Source organism: Microbacterium azadirachtae (assembly GCF_000956505.1).
Classification (GTDB): Bacteria; Actinomycetota; Actinomycetes; order Actinomycetales; family Microbacteriaceae; genus Microbacterium; species Microbacterium azadirachtae_A.
In genome coordinates this window covers 69,043-88,199 of record NZ_JYIX01000037.1, presented here as the reverse complement: position 1 = coordinate 88,199, position 19,157 = coordinate 69,043, and the positions used below count along the sequence as shown (strand labels likewise).

The window sequence follows — 19,157 nt, the reverse complement described above, 5'->3', positions numbered from 1 at the left end:
TACCGGCGCGCGCCTTCGCGCCCGCCCGGGGCGTGACCCCGGCCGCGAGCAGGGGGGTGCCCGCGGTGGGATCAGGGCAGCTCGTCCGCCGACACCTCGCGGAGTGCCCGGTCGAAGGTCGACGAGACGAGCGCGGAGAGGTATCCGCCCGGGTTCTCCACACCGATCCCCCGCAGGATCCCGGTCGCCTGACCGACGATCGAGCGCGCGAACTCCGAGGCCGTCGAGATGGCCTCGGCATAGGCGGGCCGGTCGGCTTCGTCGATCACCACGGGCTCGCATCCGAGCTCCACCGCGAGGGCCTGCGCGATCGGCAGCACCATTGCCGGTGCCGTCACGGCCGCATACGACGCCTGCAGTTGACGCAGGTCGAGCGTGGTGCCGGTGAACGAGATCGCGGGGTGCACCGCGAGCGGGATCGCACCGCCGCGCGCGGCCGGCTCCAGGACGTCGGTGCCGTAGGCGGGATCCGTGTGCAGCACGAGCTGACCCGGCTGCCATGCCCCGAGATCAGCGAGGCCGGACACGAGCCCCGGCAGCTGATCATGCGGCACGGCGATCACGACGAGCTGCGAGGTGCGGACGAGCTCTGGCGCCTCCATCACGGCGACACCGGGCAGCACCGCCGCGGCGCGATCCGGGTCGGATCCCGCGGTGATGCCGACGAGGGCGTGGCCGGCGCCGCCGAGTGCCGCACCGATCACGGGGCCGACGTGGCCGGCCCCGACGATGCCGACGTTGAGGCGCCCCGCGCGCGTCATGAAGTGCGCTCCGCGGATCCGCCGAGCCCCGGGGGAAGGCTGTGACCCGAAGGCAGCCCCTGGCCCGCCGGAAGGTCGTGCCCGGTGCGCAGCCCCTGACCGATGAGCAGACCCTGGCCCGCCGACGCGGGCTCGTGCTCCTCGGCCCAGCGATGCGCGCGGTCGGCGGCGGCCGCGCGGGCGGCCGACACCGATAGCGTGTTCAGCATGCCGAGCAGCACCTGGCTGTCGAGGCCCGAGACGTCACCGCGCACAGGGCCGACGGCGGAGTGCGCCTGCGCCTTGGCGACGCCCTGCACTCGATCGATCGGCCCCTGGTGCAGCGAGAAGCCCTGCAGCCGGGCGAGCGGGAACACCGCCAGCTGCCGCCAGATCCGGCCGCGGCGCAGCAGCAGCGCGAAGTCGGTGAGCGCGGCGCCGTGCCGGCGCCAGGACAGCGGACGCCGCCACCATGCACGCGGCGGGATCGTCGTGTACGGATCGTCGGCGACCGGGCCGAGCACGCCCTGCTCCCAGATCAGCGGAAGCACCTCGGCGGGGACATCGGGCAGGATCAGCCTCAGCACGCGTTCGACGTCCGCACGCGCGCCCACCGGCAGCACGATGTTGAACTGCTGCGCCTGGCTGGACTGCTGCTGGGAGGCGGCCTTGCCGCTCATCCGGTTGATCCGCACGGACCACCAGCCGAAGGGCCGCCACAGCAGCGGCTGCATCACCTCGACGGCGAAGATGCGCCCGGGTGGAATGGTCTCCGTCACCGTCGTGAACAGGCCGAACGTGATCCGCACGCCGTCGGGGGTGGGCGCGATCGAGTAGCGCAGGGCCCGCGCGATCCTGCTCCAGGTCACCGCGATCGACGCGAGCAGCAGCGGGATGCCCATCGCGAGCGCGATGCCGATCGCGATCGCGCCTCCGGCGGGCCCCGCGTCGGAGAGCACTGCCGGCAGCGTACCGATCATGCCGCCCACGAAGATCACCGCGAACAGGGCGAGCCAGGTGAGCCCCGACAGCACGTGCGAGCCGACCAGACGCCCCGTGGGGATCCGCAGCACGTGCTCCGGCGCGATGTCGTCGAGGTCGACACCGGTGATCAGCCCGGTGACGCCGGCGTCCATCGAGGCGGCGAGCTGCGCGCGCATCGTGCGGGCCGCTGCCGCGTCGCCGCTTCCGCGCGTCGCCTCGCGGGCGTGCCGCGCACCGGAGGCGAGGCGCAGGATGTCCGCGCGCACCGACTCGGCCTTCGCGGTGGAGAGGTACTCGAGAGGTACGTTGGCGTCATTGCCCGCCCCGTCGACCTCGAGCTTCGCGAGTCCGATGAGGCGTGCGGGGAACGGGCGGGTGAGGTTCACGCCCTGCACGCGGTCGAGCGGTGCTCGGCGGTGCGAGCGGAAGACCACGCCCTTGCGGACCTCGACGTGCGCCTCGGTGATGCGGAAGTCGTGGAAGCGCCACATCAGCCAGAACATCCCCACGAGCAGCACAGCCAGGGCGAGCACGCCGAGCAGCACCACGAGCACGAGGTTGTTGTTCAGGACCCAGTCGACGGGGTCCCCGCCGAACTCCGGCACGCGGGTGGGAGTGAACAGCGAGATGAACCAGTACACGATCTTCTCGCGCAGGTTCGCGATCAGGTAGCCGATCACGATCACCAGCACCAGGCCGCCCTTCATGAGCGGCGTGAGCGGGTGCATCCGGTGCCATTCGCCGTCGGCGAGCGAGGGCGCACCAGGCGCCCGTCCCGGCACGGCGGTCGGGAAGGGCGGGACCCCCGGTGCAGGGGGCGAGCCGTAGGGCTGCTGCTCGGGCGTACTCACAGGCCGGTCCGGCGCATCTCGGCGACATCGATGAGCGTGTCCCGCAGCGACTCCGCCGCGTCCTCGGTCATGCCGGGGATCTCCACGCCGGTGGTCGCAGCCGCCGTCACGAGCTTCAGCTTGGCGATCCCGAAGGCCCGGTCGACCGGCCCGCGGGTGATGTCGACCAGCTGCATGCGGCCGTACGGGACAGCGATCATGCGCTGCCACAGGATCCCGCGGCGGAAGACGATGTCGTCGGCGCGCAGCATGTAGCCGATCGCCCTGGCCTGACGCGGCAGGATCACGAGCTCGAACAGGATCACGACCGCGATCACGCCGGCCACGGTCCAGGCCCACGGCCAGGGCTGGGCGAGGAGGGTCGTGGCGGCGTAGGCGCCGACCGCGATCACCGCGAGCAGGAGGATGCGCAGCAGCACCTCGGCGATCACGTACTTCGGCGAGATCTGGTGCCACGTGCCGTCGAGGGCCAGAGCTCCGCGCGCCGTGGGCGTGCGGAGCACAGGGTACGTGCCGTCGTCGAGCACCGGTGCGGCCGCAGGTGCCGTGTGCGCGGGCGGCACGGCGTTCGCGGACTGGGCGCGCGCCTGGGCGCGGGTCGGCGGCGCGACGGGATCAGTGCCCGGGATCTGCGGCGGTTCGGGATTGGTCGTCATCGTCGTCCTCCAGGCGCGGCCCGGTGAGGCCGTCGGGGTCGTGGGGCCCGTTTCCAGGCAGCAGGCAGAAGCTCTCCGCGATCACCGCCGCGATCGTGAGCACGAGTGCGGCGACGGTGGTCGCGATGATCGAGCCTATCGGCGGCGTGATCGGGCGGGAGAGCAGATAGGCGATGAGCCCGATCCCGAACCCGGTGATCACGGCGCCGACCAGGCTCGAGGCCCTGGCGAGCATCGCGATCCGCAGCGCACGGAACGGGTTGACCGGCGGACGCTCGGCCGACCGCGTGCTGCGCCGGATCGGCCAGGCGAGGGCCAGCACCGCGAGCGCCAGCAGCACGAGGAAGATCGACAGCAGGATCGACGGCGTGAACGTGGCCCTGCCGGCGGTGGTCATCGCGTGGTCGAGCAGGAATCCCGCCGCCGCGCCGGCGAGCGCCAGCACGGACAGCAGCACCGGGGAGATCCGCTTCATGAGCCGTCCTCGAGCGCGGCCAGCAGGTCGGCGACCCTGCCGCGTCCCGGCAGCACCGCGTCAGGATCGACGTCGAGCCACGGTCCCAGCACGAACCCGCGCTCGGCCGCGCGCGGGTGCGGCAGCAGCAGGTGCTCGTCGTCGCTGCGCAGGTCGTCGTAGGCGATCAGGTCGAGATCGAGGGTGCGGTCGCCCCAGCGCTCGGCGCGGACGCGTCCGTGCTCCTCCTCGATCGCGTGCAGCATGCCGAGCAGGACCTGCGGGGCGAGGCGCGTGGTGACGATCGCGACCGCGTTCGCGAACTCGGGGGCGTCCGGATCCGGCCCGTCCAGCCGCAGCGCGACCGTGCGGAAGACCTTCGAGACGCGCACGTCGTCGACGAGGGGCAGGCGGCGGATCGCCTGCACGGCCTCCTCGATCGTGGCTGAGGTGTCGCCGAGGTTGGATCCGAGCGCGACGACCGCCTCGACCGGCTCCTCCTCGGGACGCGGGTCGATCGCGGGCAGGCGCCGTCCGCGCGGGACGGGCGGGATCGGGTGCGTCGGTGTCATCCCTCGCTCCATTCGCGCTGCACGTGGCTCACGCGCTGCACCGTGACGGACACATCGGCGAAGTTCAGCGGGATCGGCGCATGGGGCTTGTGCACGGTGACCTCGACGCCGTGGATCCGCTCGTCCTCGAGCACCATGTCCGCGATGCGGGTGGCGAGCGTCTCCAGCAGGTTCACGGGCTCGCCGGCGACGACCGCCGCGACCTTCTCTGCGAGCTCGCCGTAGTGCACGGTGTCGGCGACGTCGTCGCTGGCCGCGGCCTGACGCACGGAGAGGTGCAGGCGCAGGTCGACGATGAAGTCCTGGCCGTTCTCGCGCTCGTGCGCGAACACGCCATGCCGCCCGAACACCGTCAAGCCGGTCAGCGTGATCGCGTCGAGGTAGTCCATGCCCCCAGCCTACGGCGAGGGACCGACGCGGATCGCGGCTGTCCGCGAAGGGCGAAGCGCGGACGTCCCGTACCCGGAACGGCCCCGCACCCGCACCAGGTCGCGCGTGAGGCGCTCAGCCGTCCCAGGCGCCGAGCACCGCGAGGGCGTCGCGCGTGTCTGCGACGTCGTGCACGCGCACGGCCCACGCCCCGGCGCGTGCCGCGAGCGCGCTCGTCACGGCGGTCGCCAGGTCCTTGCGCCGCTCATCGGCGTCATCGCCCAGGGCTTCGGCGAGGAAGCGCTTGCGCGAAGTCCCCACGAGCACGCGCGGTCCGAGCGCCACGACGTCGGCGAGCTCGCGCAGCAGATCCCAGTTCTGCCCCGCGGTCTTCGCGAAGCCCACGCCGGGATCGACGATGATGCGCGAGGGGGCGATGCCGGCGGCGGCCGCGGCCGCCACGCGCTCGCGCAGCTCGCCGGCCACCTCGCGGCCGACCCGTGCGTACTCGGCGCGGGCGTACATGTTCGAGGACGGCCCGCGCCAATGCCCGAGAGCGATGTCGGCGCCCGATTCGGCCACCGCCGCGAGCATCTCCGGATCCGCGAGGCCGCCCGACACGTCGTTCACGATCCGCGCGCCCGCGCGGACGGCGGCCACGGCGGTGGCGGCGTTCAGGGTGTCCACGCTCACGGGGACCCCCTCGGCGGCGAGGCGCTCGATGACCGGCAGCACGCGACGCTGCTCCTCCGCGACGGGCACCCGCTCGGCGCCGGGCCGGGTGGACTCCCCGCCGATGTCGAGCACGTGGGCGCCCTGCGCGCGCAGCAGCAGGCCGTGCGCGACCGCATGGTCGGCGTCGGCATAGCGCCCGCCGTCGCTGAACGAGTCGGGGGTGGCGTTGACGATCCCCCAGATCGCAGTCATGCGGTGGTTCCTGACGCGTCGTGCCCTTCGGCGGGCTGGGCGACCGGGTCGGCGACCGACCGTGCGCCCGCCCCGATCAGGGCGATCAGCTCGGCGCGCGCGACAGGATCCGTGTACACGCCCCGTGCGGCGATCGTGAGCGTCGACGCCTCGGTCTGCCGACCGCCGCGCATCGTGACGCAGCCGTGCACGGCGTCCATCACCACGAGCACGCCCTGCGCGTCGAGGTGCGAGGCGATCGCGTCGGCGACCTGCTCGCCGAGCCGCTCCTGCACCTGAGGGCGGGACGCGAGGATCTCGACCACCTTGACCAGCGCGCCGAGGCCCACCACCTGCTCCCCCGGCAGGTACGCGATGTGCGCGTGCCCGGCGAACGGCAGCAGGTGGTGCTCGCACACCGAGCGGAACCGGATGCCGCGCAGCAGCACGGCTCCGGAGGGCAGGGTGTCGGGCGCCGGACCGTGCGAGACGCTGATCGTGTGCGCAAGCGGTGCGCCGGGATCCTCGCCGAGACCGGCGAAGAACTCGGCGTACAGGTCGGCCATCCGCGCCGGGGTCTGCTTGAGCCCTGGACGTTCCGGATCCTCGCCGATCGCGAGGAGCAGCTCACGGGTCAGGCTCGCGACGCGGTCCCGATCGACGGCCATCGCTCAGGCCGTCGCGGGGCGCGGCTTCCCGCCACCCGCGGTGCCCGGCCGGCGCTCCGTCGACGGCTGGGCCGCCTCGGTCGCCGCGGTGCCGACCTCGACGACGCGCTGCGGCATGTCGATCGGGGGCAGCAGCGACACCGGACGGTCCTCGCTCGAGAGCCACTGCGGACGCTCGGGGAGCTTGCGGATCTCGGTGAAGATCTCCGCGATCTGGTTGTGGTCCAGCGTCTCCTTCTCGAGCAGCTCGCGCGCGAGCTTGTCGAGGATGTCACGGTTGGCGCTCAGCACCTCGTACGCCTCGTTGTGCGCCTGCTCGATGAGAGCGCGCACCTGCGTGTCCACCCGCTCGGCGATCGTCTCGGAGTACTCGCGCCCGCGGCCCATGTCGCGGCCGGCGAAGGGCTCGCCGCCCTCGGTGCCGAGCTTGACCGGTCCGAGTTCCGTCGTCATGCCGTACTCGAGCACCATCTTGCGGGCGATGGACGTCGCCTTCTCGATGTCGTTCGAGGCGCCCGTGGTCGGGTCGTGGAACACGATCTCCTCGGCCACGCGGCCGCCCATCGCGTAGGTGAGCTGGTCCTGCAGCTCGTTGCGGGTGACGGAGTACTTGTCGTCCAGCGGGAGCACCATCGTGTAGCCGAGGGCCTTGCCGCGGGGCAGGATCGTGATCTTGGTGACCGGGTCGGTGTAGTTCATCGCCGCCGCCGCGAGCGCGTGACCGCCCTCGTGGTACGCCGTGATGAGCTTCTCCTTGTCCTTCATCACGCGGGTGCGGCGCTGCGGGCCGGCGATGACGCGGTCGATCGCCTCATCGAGCGCCCGGTTGTCGATGAGCTGCGCGTTCGAGCGCGCCGTCAGCAGGGCGGCCTCGTTGAGCACGTTGGCCAGGTCGGCGCCGGTGAAGCCAGGAGTCTTGCGGGCGACGACCTCGAGGTCGACACCGTTCGCGAGGGGCTTGCCCTTGGCGTGCACCTCGAGGATGTGCTGGCGGCCCTTGAGGTCGGGCGCATCCACGCCGATCTGCCGGTCGAAGCGGCCGGGGCGCAGGAGCGCGGGGTCGAGGATGTCGGGGCGGTTGGTCGCCGCGATCACGATGACGTTCGCGTTCGGGTCGAAACCGTCCATCTCGACGAGCATCTGGTTCAGCGTCTGCTCGCGCTCGTCGTTGCCACCGCCGAGACCCGCACCGCGGTGCCGGCCCACGGCGTCGATCTCATCGATGAAGATGATCGCGGGGGCGTTCTCCTTCGCCTGCGTGAAGAGGTCGCGCACGCGGGAGGCGCCCACGCCGACGAACATCTCGACGAAGTCGGATCCGGAGATCGAGTAGAACGGGGCGCCTGCCTCGCCGGCGACGGCGCGGGCGAGCAGGGTCTTTCCGGTTCCGGGAGGGCCGTACAGCAGGACGCCCTTGGGGATCCGCGCGCCGATCGCCTGGAACTTGCCCGGATCCTGCAGGAACTCCTTGATCTCGTGGAGCTCCTCGATGGCCTCGTCGGCGCCCGCCACGTCGGCGAAGGTGACCGTCGGGTTCTCCTTGCTCACGAGCTTCGCGCGGGACTTGCCGAACTGCATGATCTTGCTGTTGCCGCCCTGGGCGCTGGAGAGCAGCCACCAGAAGAGCAGGCCGAGCAGCACCATGGGGATGAGGATCGACAGGAAGCCGTCGAACCAGCTCGCCTTCGGCACGGCGTCGTTGTAGCCGTCCTTGGGGGCGGCGTCGTCGATCGCCTTGACCACTTCCGCCGCGCGGGCCTGGACGTAGTAGAACTGCACGCTGTCCGCGCCCTTGTACGGCTTGGACAGCGTCATGTCCACGCGCTGGTCGCCATCGGTGTTGACCACCTTGGTGACCGTCCCGCCCTTGAGCAGGTCCAGCCCATCCTTGGTCGACACCTGCGAGGAGGATCCGAGGTTCGAGATCAGCAGGAACCCGCCGACCAGGAAGAGACCGATCAGCACCACATACGTGAGCCAGCTGCGCGTGATCTTCTTGACATCCATGATCAGATCAGCGTAGCGCGAGAGACTTAGCGCCCCCCTGGAGATTCGCCCACGGCGTACGGTTCTGCAGCCGGGTGGATCCGGTCTCAGGCGTAGACGTGCGGCGCCAGCACCGCGACGTCGCGCAGGTTGCGGTAGCGCTCGGAGTAGTCGAGGCCGTAACCCACCACGAACTCCGGCGGGATGTCGAAGCCGACGTACTTGCAGTCGATCTCGACCTTGGCCGCCTCGGGCTTGCGCAGCAGCGCGAGCACCTCGATCGACTCGGCGCCGCGCGAGGCGAAGTTCTCCAGCAGCCAGCTCAGGGTCAGGCCAGAGTCGATCACGTCCTCGACGATGAGCACGTGCTTCCCGTGCAGGTCTGTGTCGAGGTCCTTGCGGATCTGCACGACGCCGCTCGACTTGGTGCTCGCGCCGTAGCTCGAGACCGCCATCCAATCCATCGGCACCGAGAACGGCAGCGCCCTGGCGAAGTCGGCCATGACCATGACGGCGCCCTTGAGCACGCCGATCAGGAGCAGATCCTTGCCCGCGTAATCTTCGGCGACCCGGGCGGCGAGCTCGTCGAGCTTGCTGCGGATCTCCTCCTCGGTGACGAGGATCTCGGTCAGGTCTTCGGGGATGTCCGCAGCGCGCATGGAACGATTTTACGCGACCGGATCCGCTCTCCCGCAGGCGTCCTGCGCCCGCTACTGTGAGCGGAGAGGCGGGGTGGCGCTTGGGGGAACCGAGCCCCCGCCGCGGACGGAAGGAGTCCCATGGACATCGACGAGATCCTCAAGCAGGTGCCGATCGGCGATATCGCCCAGAAGCTCGGCGTCAGCGAGGACGTCGCGCGACAGGCGGTGCAGGAGGGCGGCGCCGCGCTGCTCGGAGGCCTCGCCAAGAATGCCGAGACCGAGGAGGGATCCTCCGCGATCGAGGCGGCTCTCGCCAAGCACGACAGTTTCTCAGGGGCGGCGTCGGTCGACGACATCGACGAGGCGGATGGTCAGAAGATCGTCTCGCACGTGTTCGGCGACAACGCCGACCAGGTCGCGCAGACCCTGACGAGCGACCAGAAGACGGCCGGCATCGACTTCGGCAAGCTGCTCCCGATGCTCGCCCCGATCGTCATGGGGCTCATCGCGAACAGCCAGAAGGGCTCGGCCGGCGGCAGCGGCGGCGGCGGTCTCGGCGATCTGCTGGGCGGCCTCTTCGGCGGCGGCCAGCAGCAGGGCTCTGGCACGGCCTCGGGCGGCGGCGGCCTCGGCGACATCCTCGGCGGGCTCGGCGGCCTCTTCGGCGGCGGCCAGCAGGGCTCCTCGGTCGGCGGTGCGGGCGGCATCGACATCGGCGGCCTGCTGGGCGGCCTTCTCGGCGGCAAGAAGTAGGACCACCACGAGACGCGGCTTTCCCCCGGGGAGCCGCGTCTCGCCATGTCCGGGGCGGATGCGGACTCCCGCCGTGTGCACGGGATCCTGTCGAGCGCACGGCCTGTTCACGTCAAGGAGCGGTGCGCTCGACAGGAACCCGTGCACTCGCGAGATCCCACCGAGCACACGGCTTGTTCACGCTGTGCTCCGTGAGACGCCCCCGAGCACACGGGATCCTGTCGAGCGCACGGCCTGTTCACGTCAAGGAGCGGTGCGCTCGACAGGAACCCGTGCACTCGCAGACGCGGATCCACGGGCCCCCGCTCCCGCACCTAGCGCGCGGCGAACACGATCCGTCCCCCGGCGCGGGCGGCCGTGCAGCCCGGCAGGTCGATCGGCCCCTGGCCCGACCAGTCGGTCACCAGGCGCGCGACCTCGACGGTCTGGGCGCGGGTCAGGCCGACGCCGAACTCGCTCTGCACGACGAGGCGGATCACGCGGTTGCGCAGGGCTGCGGGATTCGCGGCGAGGGCGGCGGCGCTGACGGAGATCCCCGCTTCGGCGTGCTCCACGATGTCCTCGATGGTCTCGTGGATCATCTCGTCGAACGCCTCCGCGTCCTCGCGCAGCTGCTCGGCCGTGCGGGCGAGCGCTTCGGCGATGCCCGGCCCGAGCTCGGCCTCGAGCACCGGCAGCACACGCTCGCGGGCCCGCACGCGCAGGTAGCGGGGATCGGCGTTGTGCGGATCGTCCCAGGGCCCGAGTCCCTCCGCGGCGCACGCCGCACGCGTCGTCTCGCGCCGGACGGCGAGGAGCGGACGGATCCAGGTCGTGCCGTCGTCGTCGATTCGCACGGGCGCCATGCCCTGCAGGCTGCCGGCGCCGGATCCGCGGGACAGCCCCAGCAGCACGGTCTCCGCCTGGTCGTCGAGCGTGTGGCCGAGCAGCACGGGCGCGTCCTCGGCCTGCGCGACGCGGCGCAGCGCGGCGTAGCGGGCGGCCCGCGCGTCGGCTTCAGGTCCCTCCCCCGATTCGGCGACGACGACCCGTTCCACGAGCGCCTCGATGCCGAGCGCCGAAGCCTTCGCCGCGGCCTCGGCGGAGACGCGCTCTGATGCGTCCTGCAGCCCGTGGTCGACCGTCACGCTCCGCACGCCGATGCCCGCGGCGCGCGCCTCGAACGCGGTGGCGGCGGCCAGCGCCAGGGAGTCGGCGCCCCCGGAGAGCGCCACGATCACCGTGGTCGGCTGTTCGGGCAGTGCGGCCAGCGCGGCGCGCACGGCGCGGCGGATCTCGGCGACGGCGGGAGAGAGGGACGGCACGCTCTCACGCTACCCGGGTCGCGCTCGCTCCTCGCCGTTCCCCGACGCCGACGGGCGCTCAGTGGCGTGCGCAAGTAGGCTGGTGCGCGGCATCCAACCGTCTTTCCTGAGGAGTACACGCATGGGCGCACACGACGCCGTCATCGAGATCCCGCGCGGCAGCCGCGTGAAGTACGAGGTCGACCACGAGACCGGACGAGTGCACCTCGACCGCGTGCTCTACACGACCTTCGGCTACCCGGCCGACTACGGCTACTTCGACAACACGCTCGGCGAGGACGGCGACCCGCTGGACGTGCTGGTGCTGCTCGACCAGGCCATCTTCCCCGGCGTCGTGGTGAACGTGCGCCCGGTGGCCGTGCTGAAGATGAGCGACGAGGCGGGCGGAGACGACAAGCTCGTCGCCGTGCTGAGCAAGGACCCGCGCTGGTCGCACATCCAGGACCTGGGCGACCTGGCCGAGTACACGAAGAAGGAGATCGCGCACTTCTTCGAGCACTACAAGGACCTCGAGCCCAACAAGTGGGTCAAGGTCGACGCGTGGGGCGAAGCCGCCGAGGCGCAGCGGATCCTCGACGAGGCCATCGAGCGCTTCAAGAACGACGGCCACTGAGCCTTCGGACGCAGACGAACAGAAGGCCCCCGGTGCCGCTCAGCGGCCCGGGGGTCTTCTGGTGAAGGATCCGAGGATCACCCCATGTAGACGCCCTGGTTCTCCATGAAGTTGATGGGGTTGATGGTGCTGCCCCACTGGTAGACCTCGAAGTGCAGGTGGCAGCCGAAGGATCCGCCGGTGTTGCCCGCATAGGCGATCACCTGGCCGGCGTTGACCCAATCTCCCCCGCTGACGTTGTAGCCGCCGTTGAGGATGTGGCCGTAGCCGGTGGCGAGGCCACTGCCGTCGCTGTTGTCGATCTTGATGTAGTTGCCGTAGCCGCCGTTCCAGCCGGCGTACACGACGGTGCCGGAATGCGCTGCGAAGATCGGCGAGCCGCAGCTGCCGTCGGCGAGGTCGACGCCCGCGTGGAAGCTGGACGAGCAGCCCCAGACGTCGCAGTCGGGAACGCGGTAGCCGTAGCCGGAGGACTGATAGCCGCCGAACGGACGGACCCAGCCGCCGCTTCCGACCGAGCCTCCTCCGCTGTCGCCGCCTCCGCCGCCGCCACCGCCACCGCCGCCGTTCTGGCGAGCGGCTTCTTCGGCGGCTTGACGCTCGGCGGCGAGCTGCGCCTGACGAGCGGCCTCTGCAGCGGCACGGGCCGCTTCACCGGCCTGGTACTGGGCGACGGTCTTGGCCGTCGTGTCCTGCAGGGCGGCGAGCTGCGCCTGCAGCTGGCCGAGGTACGTCTGCTGGTCCGCGAGAGCCTTGGCAGCGGCGTCGGCCGCGGCCTGGGCCTTCTGCATCTTCTCTTCGGCGATCTTCGCGAGGCGGTCGCGCTCGACCTTGGCCGCGGTGGCCTGGTCCGTCAGCGACTGTGCGGTGTTCTTCGCCTCGAGAGCCTTGTCGTAGATCGCCTGAGTGCCCGAGAGCACGCGGTCCATCTGTCCGAGGCGCTGCAGGAGCTCGTCGGTGTTGGCCGTCGACTTCGAGAAGAACAGCTGCAGCGCCGTCGTGTCGCCACCGTCGCGCGAGAGCTGCGCAGCAATCTGGCCTGCCTTGCTGGCGGTGTCGTCCGCGACCTTCTTCTGGGTGTCGGCCTGCCCCTGCAGATCCGCCAGCCGTCGGGCCTGGGCGTCGAGTGCCTGCTGCGCGGCGAAGTACTCATTGCCGGCGGCCTCGGCCGCAGCCTTGGTGTCGGCGACGTTCTGCGTCAGCGAGGCGATGAGCCCCTGGATGCGGCCGACCTCGTTCGCGGCGGCGTCCTCGTTGGCCTTCGCCGCCTGCACGTCGTCCCAACTGGGGTAGTCGTCGGCGTATGCGGCAGGAGCGCCGAGGAAGAGGCCCAGGATCAGCGCACCCACGGTGGCGATGCTGAGCACGGCGCCGCTGCGACGGCGTCCCTGGCGTGCCGCGCGGGCACGCCGAACGAGCGACGCCTGTCCGGGTCGGCGGGCGTCTTCGATGTTCGGATGGTTCACGCGGCTCCCTTTCGCCGGTTTCACTCATGTCACACTAACAACATCAGCATCTTTCGCAACCCTCGGATCCCGCTCGGGATCGGGAATTCTTCGGGTCTTCATCTGATGGTCGTGCGTTCGGGGACGGGACGGGACCAACCTTCATTCTGCTCCCGGACACGCCCGGGATCCAGAGCGACGCGCTCTCGATTGGTGTTTTGCCTCAGAAACCCCTTATGCTTGAGCGTCGGCAAGGGAACCCCCGAGGTTCGCCTCCGGCCCCATCGTTTAGCGGCCTAGGACGCCGCCCTTTCACGGCGGTAGCACGGGTTCGAATCCCGTTGGGGTCACTCTTTCCGATACAATTTCATAGTTCTGGCCCTGTAGCGCAGTTGGTTAGCGTGCCGCCCTGTCACGGCGGAGGTCGCGGGTTCAAGTCCCGTCAGGGTCGCTCCAAGCGACAGGCCTTTCTTCGGAAAGGCCTGTCGTCTAGGACGCAGGTCAGAAGCTTCCACCTTCCGGTCTGTGCGGCTCTGTAGCTCAGTTGGTAGAGCGTTCGACTGAAAATCGAGAGGTCACGGGATCGACGCCCGTCGGAGCCACACGGGTGATCGTTACAATCACCCCAGAAACCCTCGCGTAGCTTCTACATCGCGGGGGTTTCGCCTTTTCCCCAGTGATCTCCGGATCAACTCCCGCTCCGCCGATGCTCCGCATCCGGTCGTCGAGCGAGCGGAGCCCCGGTCGTTGAGCGAGCGAAACCCCGGCCGTTGAGCGAGCGAAGCGAGACGAAACGCCTCTCCCGCAGAACCTGTGCCGGTGCTGCGCCGGTCCGACGAGTGAAGACGGAAGGACCTCGCGACCCTGGGGCCGCGTTACGGCTTGACGATCGATGACGACCGCCGGACACTGAGCTCATGCCTTTGTCCTCTGGGTCGCTCGTCACGGAGACCTTGGGATTCGACGGCGGACGTCGGGTGAGTGCGTATGTTCCGGCGTCTGCACCTGCCGCTGTCGTGTACGCAGCCGATGGCCAGTTGACCGCTCCCTGGGGGCGCCTGTTGGAGACCGGGAATCTGCCTCCGGTGCTTGTCGTCGGCACCCACCGCGTCGATGACGAAGTTCGTCGGATCCAGGAGTATGTGGCGGGTACGAGCAACGCCGAATTCTCGTTCGATCCGAAGCTCTTTGCGGCGCACGAGTCGTTCTTCGTCGATGAGGTGCAGGCCTGGGTGCGGAAACGCTTCGACGTGTCGTTCCCACGCCGACGTACTGCCGTCTACGGAGCCTCCGCCGGCGGTGAGCTTGCCTTGGCGATGGGGATCCGTCATCCAGAGATCTACGGAACCGTTCTGTGCGCCTCGCCCGGTGGCGGGTACCGGCCGTCATCCACGTTGCTGCCCCCGCTGCCGAACACATACTTCGTGTTCGGACGGGACGAGCCGTTCTTCCAGGAGAACGCCCTCCGATGGGCGGAGGCTCTCCGTAACGCGGGGGCCGATGTCGTCTCCCGCCAGCGTGATGGAGCCCATGGAGACCCCTTCTGGCGAGAAGAGTTTCGGGAGATGGTCGCCTGGGCATTCGCCCCGCGCCCCGCGGAGGAAGGGGCATCCGCACGTGAACGGTGACTGGATCCGCGTCGGGCGCGGCGTGTTCCAGCGCCGCTACCAGCCGCTCGACATCTCGATCGGAGTGGTCGTCGGCCCCACCGGGCTCGTGATCGTCGACACCCGTGGCAATCCCGCCGAGGCGGAGGAGATCCTCCGCGACGTGGCCGAGGACTTCTCGCTCCCAGTCGTCGCCGCGGTCGACACGCATGCGCACTACGACCACACCTTCGGGAACCAGGCCTTCGTCGCGCGGGGCATCCCCGTCTACGGGCACCACCGGATTCCCCACCACTTCGCCCGGCACGAGGAGCGCCGACTTGAGAAGGTCCGGAATCAGCCCGAGTCCGAGCCCGACAAGCAGTGGCTCGACGTCGAGCTCACGGCGCCGACGATGCTGGTCGACGCACGGCTGCGCATCGAACCCGGCGGACGGGCCGTCGAGCTTCTGCCATTGCCGCCGGGCCATACAGACACCGACCTCGCGATCCTCGTCCCGGACGCCAGGGTGTGGTTCCTCGGCGACGTCATCGAGCAATCGGGCCCTCCGATGTTCGGATCCGGCTCCTTTCCGCTCGAGTGGCCGGAAGCGCTCCGCAGCTTGCTGCAGGAGATCCGTGCCGCAGACGTGATCGTGCCCGGGCACGGATCCGTCGTCGATCGCGCCTTCGTCGAGACGCAGGCGACACAGTTGCAGGCCGTTGCCGACGAGATCCGAGCCGCTCACGACGCGGGTGTCGCTCCCTCCGATGTCCGCCTGGGGCGACAGCTTCACGATCACTGGCCGGACAGCTTCCTGCGATCGGCCGTGCGTGACGCGTACGCACGCCTCTCGGACGGGTAGGCAGGTTCCCTGGATCCCGCGAGAGGCTACGCTCGACCCATGCCGCTGGAACTCGAATCCGTGATGTTCCGCGGCACCGATCCGTCCAGAGCTGCCACGTTCTGGGCGACCATGTTCCAGCGCTCTCCGCAGGAGGACCCGGACGGCATCCTGCTGGCCGGGACGCCGACACAGGTGGGTCTGCGGTTCGGTCGGGGCGGCGCGCACTCTCCGCTCAAGAACCGCGTGCACCTGCATCTCAGCCGGGTCGACCGCACGCAACGGGAGACGATCGCGGCAGCGGAGAAGGCCGGTGGCCGACGGCTCGGAAGCGGGAACATCCCTGCGGGCAGCTACGCGGTGATGTCCGACCCGACCGGAGACGAGTTCTGCATGATCGAGGATCAGAACCGGTATCTGGACGGGTGCGGGCCGTTCGGCGAAGCCACTTGCGAAGGAACACGAGCCTCTGGCCGGTTCTGGTCCGAGGCGCTGGGCTGGCCCCTGGTCTGGGATCAGGGCGAGGAGACCGCGATCCAGTCGCCCGCCGGCGGCACGAAGCTGGCCTGGAGCGGCGATCAGATCGACCCCGCGCGCGACCCGTCACGTCAGGTGTTCGTGCTCGCGGTCGATCCGGGCGGGCTCCCGGACGAGCTCGAGCGCCTGGTGTCCCTTGGCGCCACGCTGATCGGCGCCGGCCCGACCGGAGCGACGATCCTCCGCGACCCGGACGGTGTGGAGTTCTTGATCCGCTCCTAGCGGGGGCCCGGCATCGGCGACATTCCGTCCTGGAAGATCGCCGCGACCGGCTTTGCCATCTCGCGTCGAGTGAGCTACTCCCTGGCCTCACCCGCTGTCGTCAGGAGCGCCCGACCGGTGAAGCACATGACGAGAAGAGCGACCGCTGTCAGGGCCGCGGCGATCCATATCGGTGCCGACAGCCCCGCGCCCATCGTCAGCCCGAACGCACCCAGCGCCGGCCCTGCCGCGGCTCCGGCGTTCAAGGCTGCGGTCGCATACGAGCCGCCCATGGTCGGCGCCCCCGACGCCGCGTACAGCACGCGCGCGATCACGGTGCTGCCGACGCCGAAGGACAGGAACCCCTGGATGAGGAGCAGCACGAAGAACGCAACGGGATGCGATGCGACCGACGCCAGGAGGATCCAGCCCGTCAGCAGCAGCGGCCCGCCGATGGCGAGCACGACGCCGGGTCGTCGATCCGACAGCCGCCCGGCGATAGTGACCCCGAGGAACGAGCCGATGCCGAACATCACGAGCGCGACGGAAACCCACCCTTCGGCCAGACCTGCAGTCCCTGTCACGACGGGTGCGAAGAAGGTGAAGGCCGCGAAGGTGCCACCGTTGATCAACGCGCCCAGCGTCATCGCCAGGATGAGCCGCGGCGTCGCCAACGCGGTGAGCTCCGCACGGAGCCGCAGCGCGGACCCGCCTGCCGCGGCCTGACCGGCATTGCGCGGGATGCCCCGGATGATCCCGAAGACCGCCGGGATGCACAGGATGACGATCGACCAGAACGTCGCTCGCCAGCCGAGCGCGGTGCCGAGCAGCGCCCCCGCAGGGACGCCGGCGACGGTGGCGATCGTCGTGCCGGACAGCAAGATCGACAGGGCGCGTCCCTTCTGGTCCGCCGGCACGAGGGTGGTCGCCGGGCTCAGCGCGACGGCGAGGAATCCGGCGTTCCCGAGAGCGCCGAGCACCCGCGTGATGAGGAGAAGCGAGAACGCAGGTGTCAACGCGGCGATGACGTGGCTCCCCGCGAACACGAGAAGACAGGCGATCAGCGTGAGCCGAGGCGGCCAGCGTCGAGCGAACGCCGCCATGACAGGCGCACCGACGACCATGCCGACCGCGAACGCCGAGTTCAGCAGGCCGGCCGTGCCGACCGAGACGTCGAGTTCGGTTGCGATCGCGGGAAGCAGTCCCGCCAGCATGAATTCCGAAGTTCCCATGACGAAGACCGCCAGGGCAAGCAGATAGAGGGCAAAAGGCATCGAGTGCTCCGAGGTGAGTGATCAGGAGATGGTCCTTCTCGTCACCACGGCCGGCGCCCAGGGGCAGTCCAGACATCCGCCCACTCAGATCGTGGGCGTCGTGATCAGCGGCTCAAGGGGCTGGCGGTGGGACCGTCAACCCCTGACCTGTCTGACTCGGGACTCGACACGCCTCAAACCTATCGCGCTTGCCCTGCGGCGCCCCTTGATCGGACAGCCCGGAACGCGTCCGCCAGGAGCGCGGTGGCGGCGTGCGTGACCTGCGAGGACTGGCCGAACGGAAGTCGGATGTGCGTCCGCATCCCTCCGGTCACCGAGAATGCAGGGCCCGCGACGATGCGCACTCCGACCTTCCTCGCCGCTTCGGCCAAGCCCAGCGAATCGATCCCCGTATCGATCCAAAGTCCCGTTCCGCCGGATGGGGTGACATATGACCAAGACGGCAGCCGCTCGTGGAGGGCCGACAGGAGCAGGTCACGCCCGGTGCGGAGTTCACGCCGACGTTCGGCCCGTGCCGCTTCCGCATGAGCGGTGAGTCGGGCGGCGACCAGTTGGTCGACCGGGGCGCCTGCAAGATCAACGGCCTTACGGATCTCAGAGAGCCTGCGGAGCACCGCCGGCTCGCCACGGATCCAGCCGACGCGCATACCGCCCCACCAGAGTTTGGAAGCAGTTCCGATGGTCAGCACCCGCGCCGCGGAACCGACGACGGTAGCCAAGGTGGGTGGCGGGCTGGAGTCGAAGAGGAGATCGGCCGAGCTCAGGTCCTCGACGACAGTGACCTCGTGGGCTGCCAACGCTCTGGCAAGTGCACGCCGCTTCTCGATCGGCAGGGTCGCGCCGGTCGGGTTGTGCGCGGTCGGCTGGAGGTAGACGAGACGCGGCCGCATCCGTTCGATGTGGTGGAGGAGGATCTCAGTGTCGACGCCGTCCTGGCGCACAGGAACGCCGATGAGGCGCGCACCCATATTGCCGAGGGCCTCGATGGCGCCACGGTACGAGGGCTCTTCGAGCAGCGCGACATCTCCCGCGGTGACGAGCAATTGCGCACAGAGCCAGACCGCCTGTTGCGATCCGGAGGTGATCAGGAGATCGTCGGGAGAAGTGGGTGTGCCTCGGGCAGAGAGATCGTCAGCGATCGCCTGGCGAAGTGGGAGGATACCCATCGGGTCGTAGCCGTCGCCCGCGACCAGGGGCTCGATGTCGGCGGCGGTCAAGCTCGTGTAAGCCGCCGCCACGGCGGGCAGACCTGGAAGAGAACCTGAGGAGAGGTCGAGAACGTCGGCGCGGTCCGAGAAGGATCGCAGCCGAGCAGTGGTCTTGAGAACAGCTGCGCCTCCGCGAACGCGTGCTCGCGACCCCGGCTGCAGATCGATGTACCCGTCCAGGGCGAGCTGATCGTAGGCCTGGCCAACAGTCCCTCTTGCGAGGCCCAGGATCTGTGCGAGATCCCGCTGCGACGGGAGACGAGTCCCTGTGGGGAGCGCAGAGCTCGCGATGAGCTCGCTCAGGCCGACAGCAAGCTGCTTGGACACCGGCGCCCCTGGGTGGGACCAATCTCCGAGCATTCGCGTCAGGTCCGCGGCGTCGAAATCGGTGGTCACGTGCTGACCTCCATTCGTTTGTCGGTACATCTTCGCCCCCTCCTTGGGGTTTGTGAACGCCGCGGTGAGCCAGTTGGCTCCAACTGGACTAACCAAGCCTCGCGTTCACGATCGACACTCGAGAGGTCGCGGTGACGTTGCCGTGCCGAAGCAGACCGTAAGGAAGTCA

At 69.9% G+C, this 19,157-nt stretch carries 19 protein-coding genes and 3 tRNA genes; 8 read left to right on the top strand and 14 right to left on the bottom strand.

The window, feature by feature from the left end:
• Positions 1–71: 71 nt before the first annotated feature.
• The 10 genes from RS86_RS13245 to hpt all read right to left on the bottom strand — a co-directional run bounded on the left by RS86_RS13245 (position 72) and on the right by hpt (position 8,845).
• Positions 72–761, bottom strand: a complete 690-nt coding sequence (locus tag RS86_RS13245; protein WP_045272725.1) for a DUF2520 domain-containing protein — start codon at positions 759–761, stop codon at positions 72–74.
• Positions 758–2,575, bottom strand: a complete 1,818-nt coding sequence (locus RS86_RS13240; protein WP_235281776.1) for a PH domain-containing protein — start codon at positions 2,573–2,575, stop codon at positions 758–760. The genes RS86_RS13245 and RS86_RS13240 overlap by 4 nt, the downstream gene beginning before the upstream one ends.
• Positions 2,572–3,138 carry a PH domain-containing protein gene (locus RS86_RS13235; protein WP_419177704.1) on the bottom strand — a complete coding sequence of 189 codons (567 nt, stop codon included), beginning with the start codon at positions 3,136–3,138 and terminating at the stop codon, positions 2,572–2,574. Before RS86_RS13235 ends, RS86_RS13240 begins: the two co-directional genes overlap by 4 nt.
• A 52-nt stretch (positions 3,139–3,190) precedes the next feature.
• Positions 3,191–3,706, bottom strand: coding sequence for a DUF3180 domain-containing protein (locus RS86_RS13230; RefSeq protein ID WP_052680262.1), 516 nt, complete (start codon positions 3,704–3,706; stop codon positions 3,191–3,193).
• On the bottom strand, positions 3,703–4,257 hold the full coding sequence (folK, locus tag RS86_RS13225) for a 2-amino-4-hydroxy-6-hydroxymethyldihydropteridine diphosphokinase (protein WP_235281775.1): 555 nt from the start codon (positions 4,255–4,257) through the stop codon (positions 3,703–3,705). Before folK ends, RS86_RS13230 begins: the two co-directional genes overlap by 4 nt.
• On the bottom strand, positions 4,254–4,646 hold the full coding sequence (folB, locus tag RS86_RS13220; RefSeq protein ID WP_045272723.1) for a dihydroneopterin aldolase: 393 nt from the start codon (positions 4,644–4,646) through the stop codon (positions 4,254–4,256). Before folB ends, folK begins: the two co-directional genes overlap by 4 nt.
• A 115-nt stretch (positions 4,647–4,761) precedes the next feature.
• Positions 4,762–5,553, bottom strand: a complete 792-nt coding sequence (gene folP, locus RS86_RS13215) for a dihydropteroate synthase (protein ID WP_045272722.1) — start codon at positions 5,551–5,553, stop codon at positions 4,762–4,764.
• Positions 5,550–6,200, bottom strand: coding sequence for a GTP cyclohydrolase I (gene folE, locus RS86_RS13210; RefSeq protein ID WP_045272721.1), 651 nt, complete (start codon positions 6,198–6,200; stop codon positions 5,550–5,552). The genes folP and folE overlap by 4 nt, the downstream gene beginning before the upstream one ends.
• Before the next feature lie 3 nt (positions 6,201–6,203).
• Positions 6,204–8,207, bottom strand: a complete 2,004-nt coding sequence (gene ftsH, locus RS86_RS13205; protein ID WP_045272720.1) for an ATP-dependent zinc metalloprotease FtsH — start codon at positions 8,205–8,207, stop codon at positions 6,204–6,206.
• An 86-nt stretch (positions 8,208–8,293) separates the two neighbouring features.
• The gene (gene hpt / locus RS86_RS13200) at positions 8,294–8,845 is read right to left on the bottom strand and encodes a hypoxanthine phosphoribosyltransferase (protein WP_045272719.1); all 552 of its coding nucleotides are present in this window, start codon (positions 8,843–8,845) and stop codon (positions 8,294–8,296) included.
• Positions 8,846–8,965: 120 nt separating this feature from the next.
• On the opposite strand from hpt, the gene RS86_RS21090 reads away from it, so the two are divergent.
• Positions 8,966–9,580 carry a DUF937 domain-containing protein gene (locus RS86_RS21090; RefSeq protein WP_045272718.1) on the top strand — a complete coding sequence of 205 codons (615 nt, stop codon included), beginning with the start codon at positions 8,966–8,968 and terminating at the stop codon, positions 9,578–9,580.
• A gap of 314 nt (positions 9,581–9,894) precedes the next feature.
• Here the strand turns inward: RS86_RS21090 and tilS are convergent, their stop codons facing one another.
• Positions 9,895–10,884, bottom strand: coding sequence for a tRNA lysidine(34) synthetase TilS (gene tilS, locus RS86_RS13190; RefSeq protein ID WP_045272717.1), 990 nt, complete (start codon positions 10,882–10,884; stop codon positions 9,895–9,897).
• 121 nt (positions 10,885–11,005) lie between these two features.
• Between tilS and ppa the strand changes: the two genes are divergently transcribed.
• A complete protein-coding gene (ppa, locus tag RS86_RS13185) occupies positions 11,006–11,497 on the top strand; it encodes an inorganic diphosphatase (RefSeq protein WP_045272716.1) in 492 nt (163 codons plus the stop codon).
• Between the two features lie 77 nt (positions 11,498–11,574).
• Here ppa and RS86_RS13180 read toward each other — a convergent pair whose 3' ends face one another.
• Positions 11,575–12,963 (bottom strand): peptidoglycan DD-metalloendopeptidase family protein, encoded by a 1,389-nt coding sequence (locus tag RS86_RS13180; RefSeq protein ID WP_235281774.1) that lies wholly within the window; start codon positions 12,961–12,963, stop codon positions 11,575–11,577.
• Between the two features lie 256 nt (positions 12,964–13,219).
• On the opposite strand from RS86_RS13180, the gene RS86_RS13175 reads away from it, so the two are divergent.
• From RS86_RS13175 to RS86_RS13150, 6 genes are all read left to right on the top strand, one after another.
• Positions 13,220–13,292: transfer RNA gene (locus RS86_RS13175), tRNA-Glu, on the top strand.
• A gap of 27 nt (positions 13,293–13,319) precedes the next feature.
• Positions 13,320–13,393: transfer RNA gene (locus RS86_RS13170), tRNA-Asp, on the top strand.
• A 78-nt stretch (positions 13,394–13,471) separates the two neighbouring features.
• A tRNA-Phe gene (locus RS86_RS13165) sits at positions 13,472–13,544 on the top strand.
• A 315-nt stretch (positions 13,545–13,859) separates the two neighbouring features.
• A complete protein-coding gene (locus RS86_RS13160; protein WP_045272715.1) occupies positions 13,860–14,570 on the top strand; it encodes an alpha/beta hydrolase in 711 nt (236 codons plus the stop codon).
• A complete protein-coding gene (locus RS86_RS13155) occupies positions 14,560–15,393 on the top strand; it encodes an MBL fold metallo-hydrolase (protein ID WP_052680261.1) in 834 nt (277 codons plus the stop codon). Before RS86_RS13160 ends, RS86_RS13155 begins: the two co-directional genes overlap by 11 nt.
• A 39-nt stretch (positions 15,394–15,432) precedes the next feature.
• Complete coding sequence (locus RS86_RS13150) at positions 15,433–16,131, top strand: VOC family protein (protein WP_045272714.1); 699 nt, start codon at positions 15,433–15,435, stop codon at positions 16,129–16,131.
• A gap of 74 nt (positions 16,132–16,205) precedes the next feature.
• Here the strand turns inward: RS86_RS13150 and RS86_RS13145 are convergent, their stop codons facing one another.
• Both RS86_RS13145 and RS86_RS13140 read right to left on the bottom strand, forming a co-directional pair.
• Positions 16,206–17,384 (bottom strand): Cmx/CmrA family chloramphenicol efflux MFS transporter, encoded by a 1,179-nt coding sequence (locus RS86_RS13145; RefSeq protein ID WP_045272713.1) that lies wholly within the window; start codon positions 17,382–17,384, stop codon positions 16,206–16,208.
• Between the two features lie 179 nt (positions 17,385–17,563).
• On the bottom strand, positions 17,564–18,988 hold the full coding sequence (locus tag RS86_RS13140; RefSeq protein ID WP_052680260.1) for a PLP-dependent aminotransferase family protein: 1,425 nt from the start codon (positions 18,986–18,988) through the stop codon (positions 17,564–17,566).
• Positions 18,989–19,157 lie beyond the last annotated feature (169 nt).

Coding starts and splice junctions, on each gene's coding strand:
- RS86_RS13245 (WP_045272725.1), bottom strand. CDS start 761: ATGACGCGCGCGGGGCGCCTCAACGTCGGCATCGTCGGGGCCGGCCAC.
- RS86_RS13230 (WP_052680262.1), bottom strand. CDS start 3,706: ATGAAGCGGATCTCCCCGGTGCTGCTGTCCGTGCTGGCGCTCGCCGGC.
- folK (WP_235281775.1), bottom strand. CDS start 4,257: ATGACACCGACGCACCCGATCCCGCCCGTCCCGCGCGGACGGCGCCTG.
- folB (WP_045272723.1), bottom strand. CDS start 4,646: ATGGACTACCTCGACGCGATCACGCTGACCGGCTTGACGGTGTTCGGG.
- folP (WP_045272722.1), bottom strand. CDS start 5,553: ATGACTGCGATCTGGGGGATCGTCAACGCCACCCCCGACTCGTTCAGC.
- folE (WP_045272721.1), bottom strand. CDS start 6,200: ATGGCCGTCGATCGGGACCGCGTCGCGAGCCTGACCCGTGAGCTGCTC.
- ftsH (WP_045272720.1), bottom strand. CDS start 8,207: ATGGATGTCAAGAAGATCACGCGCAGCTGGCTCACGTATGTGGTGCTG.
- hpt (WP_045272719.1), bottom strand. CDS start 8,845: ATGCGCGCTGCGGACATCCCCGAAGACCTGACCGAGATCCTCGTCACC.
- RS86_RS21090 (WP_045272718.1), top strand. CDS start 8,966: ATGGACATCGACGAGATCCTCAAGCAGGTGCCGATCGGCGATATCGCC.
- ppa (WP_045272716.1), top strand. CDS start 11,006: ATGGGCGCACACGACGCCGTCATCGAGATCCCGCGCGGCAGCCGCGTG.
- RS86_RS13160 (WP_045272715.1), top strand. CDS start 13,860: ATGCCTTTGTCCTCTGGGTCGCTCGTCACGGAGACCTTGGGATTCGAC.
- RS86_RS13150 (WP_045272714.1), top strand. CDS start 15,433: ATGCCGCTGGAACTCGAATCCGTGATGTTCCGCGGCACCGATCCGTCC.
- RS86_RS13145 (WP_045272713.1), bottom strand. CDS start 17,384: ATGCCTTTTGCCCTCTATCTGCTTGCCCTGGCGGTCTTCGTCATGGGA.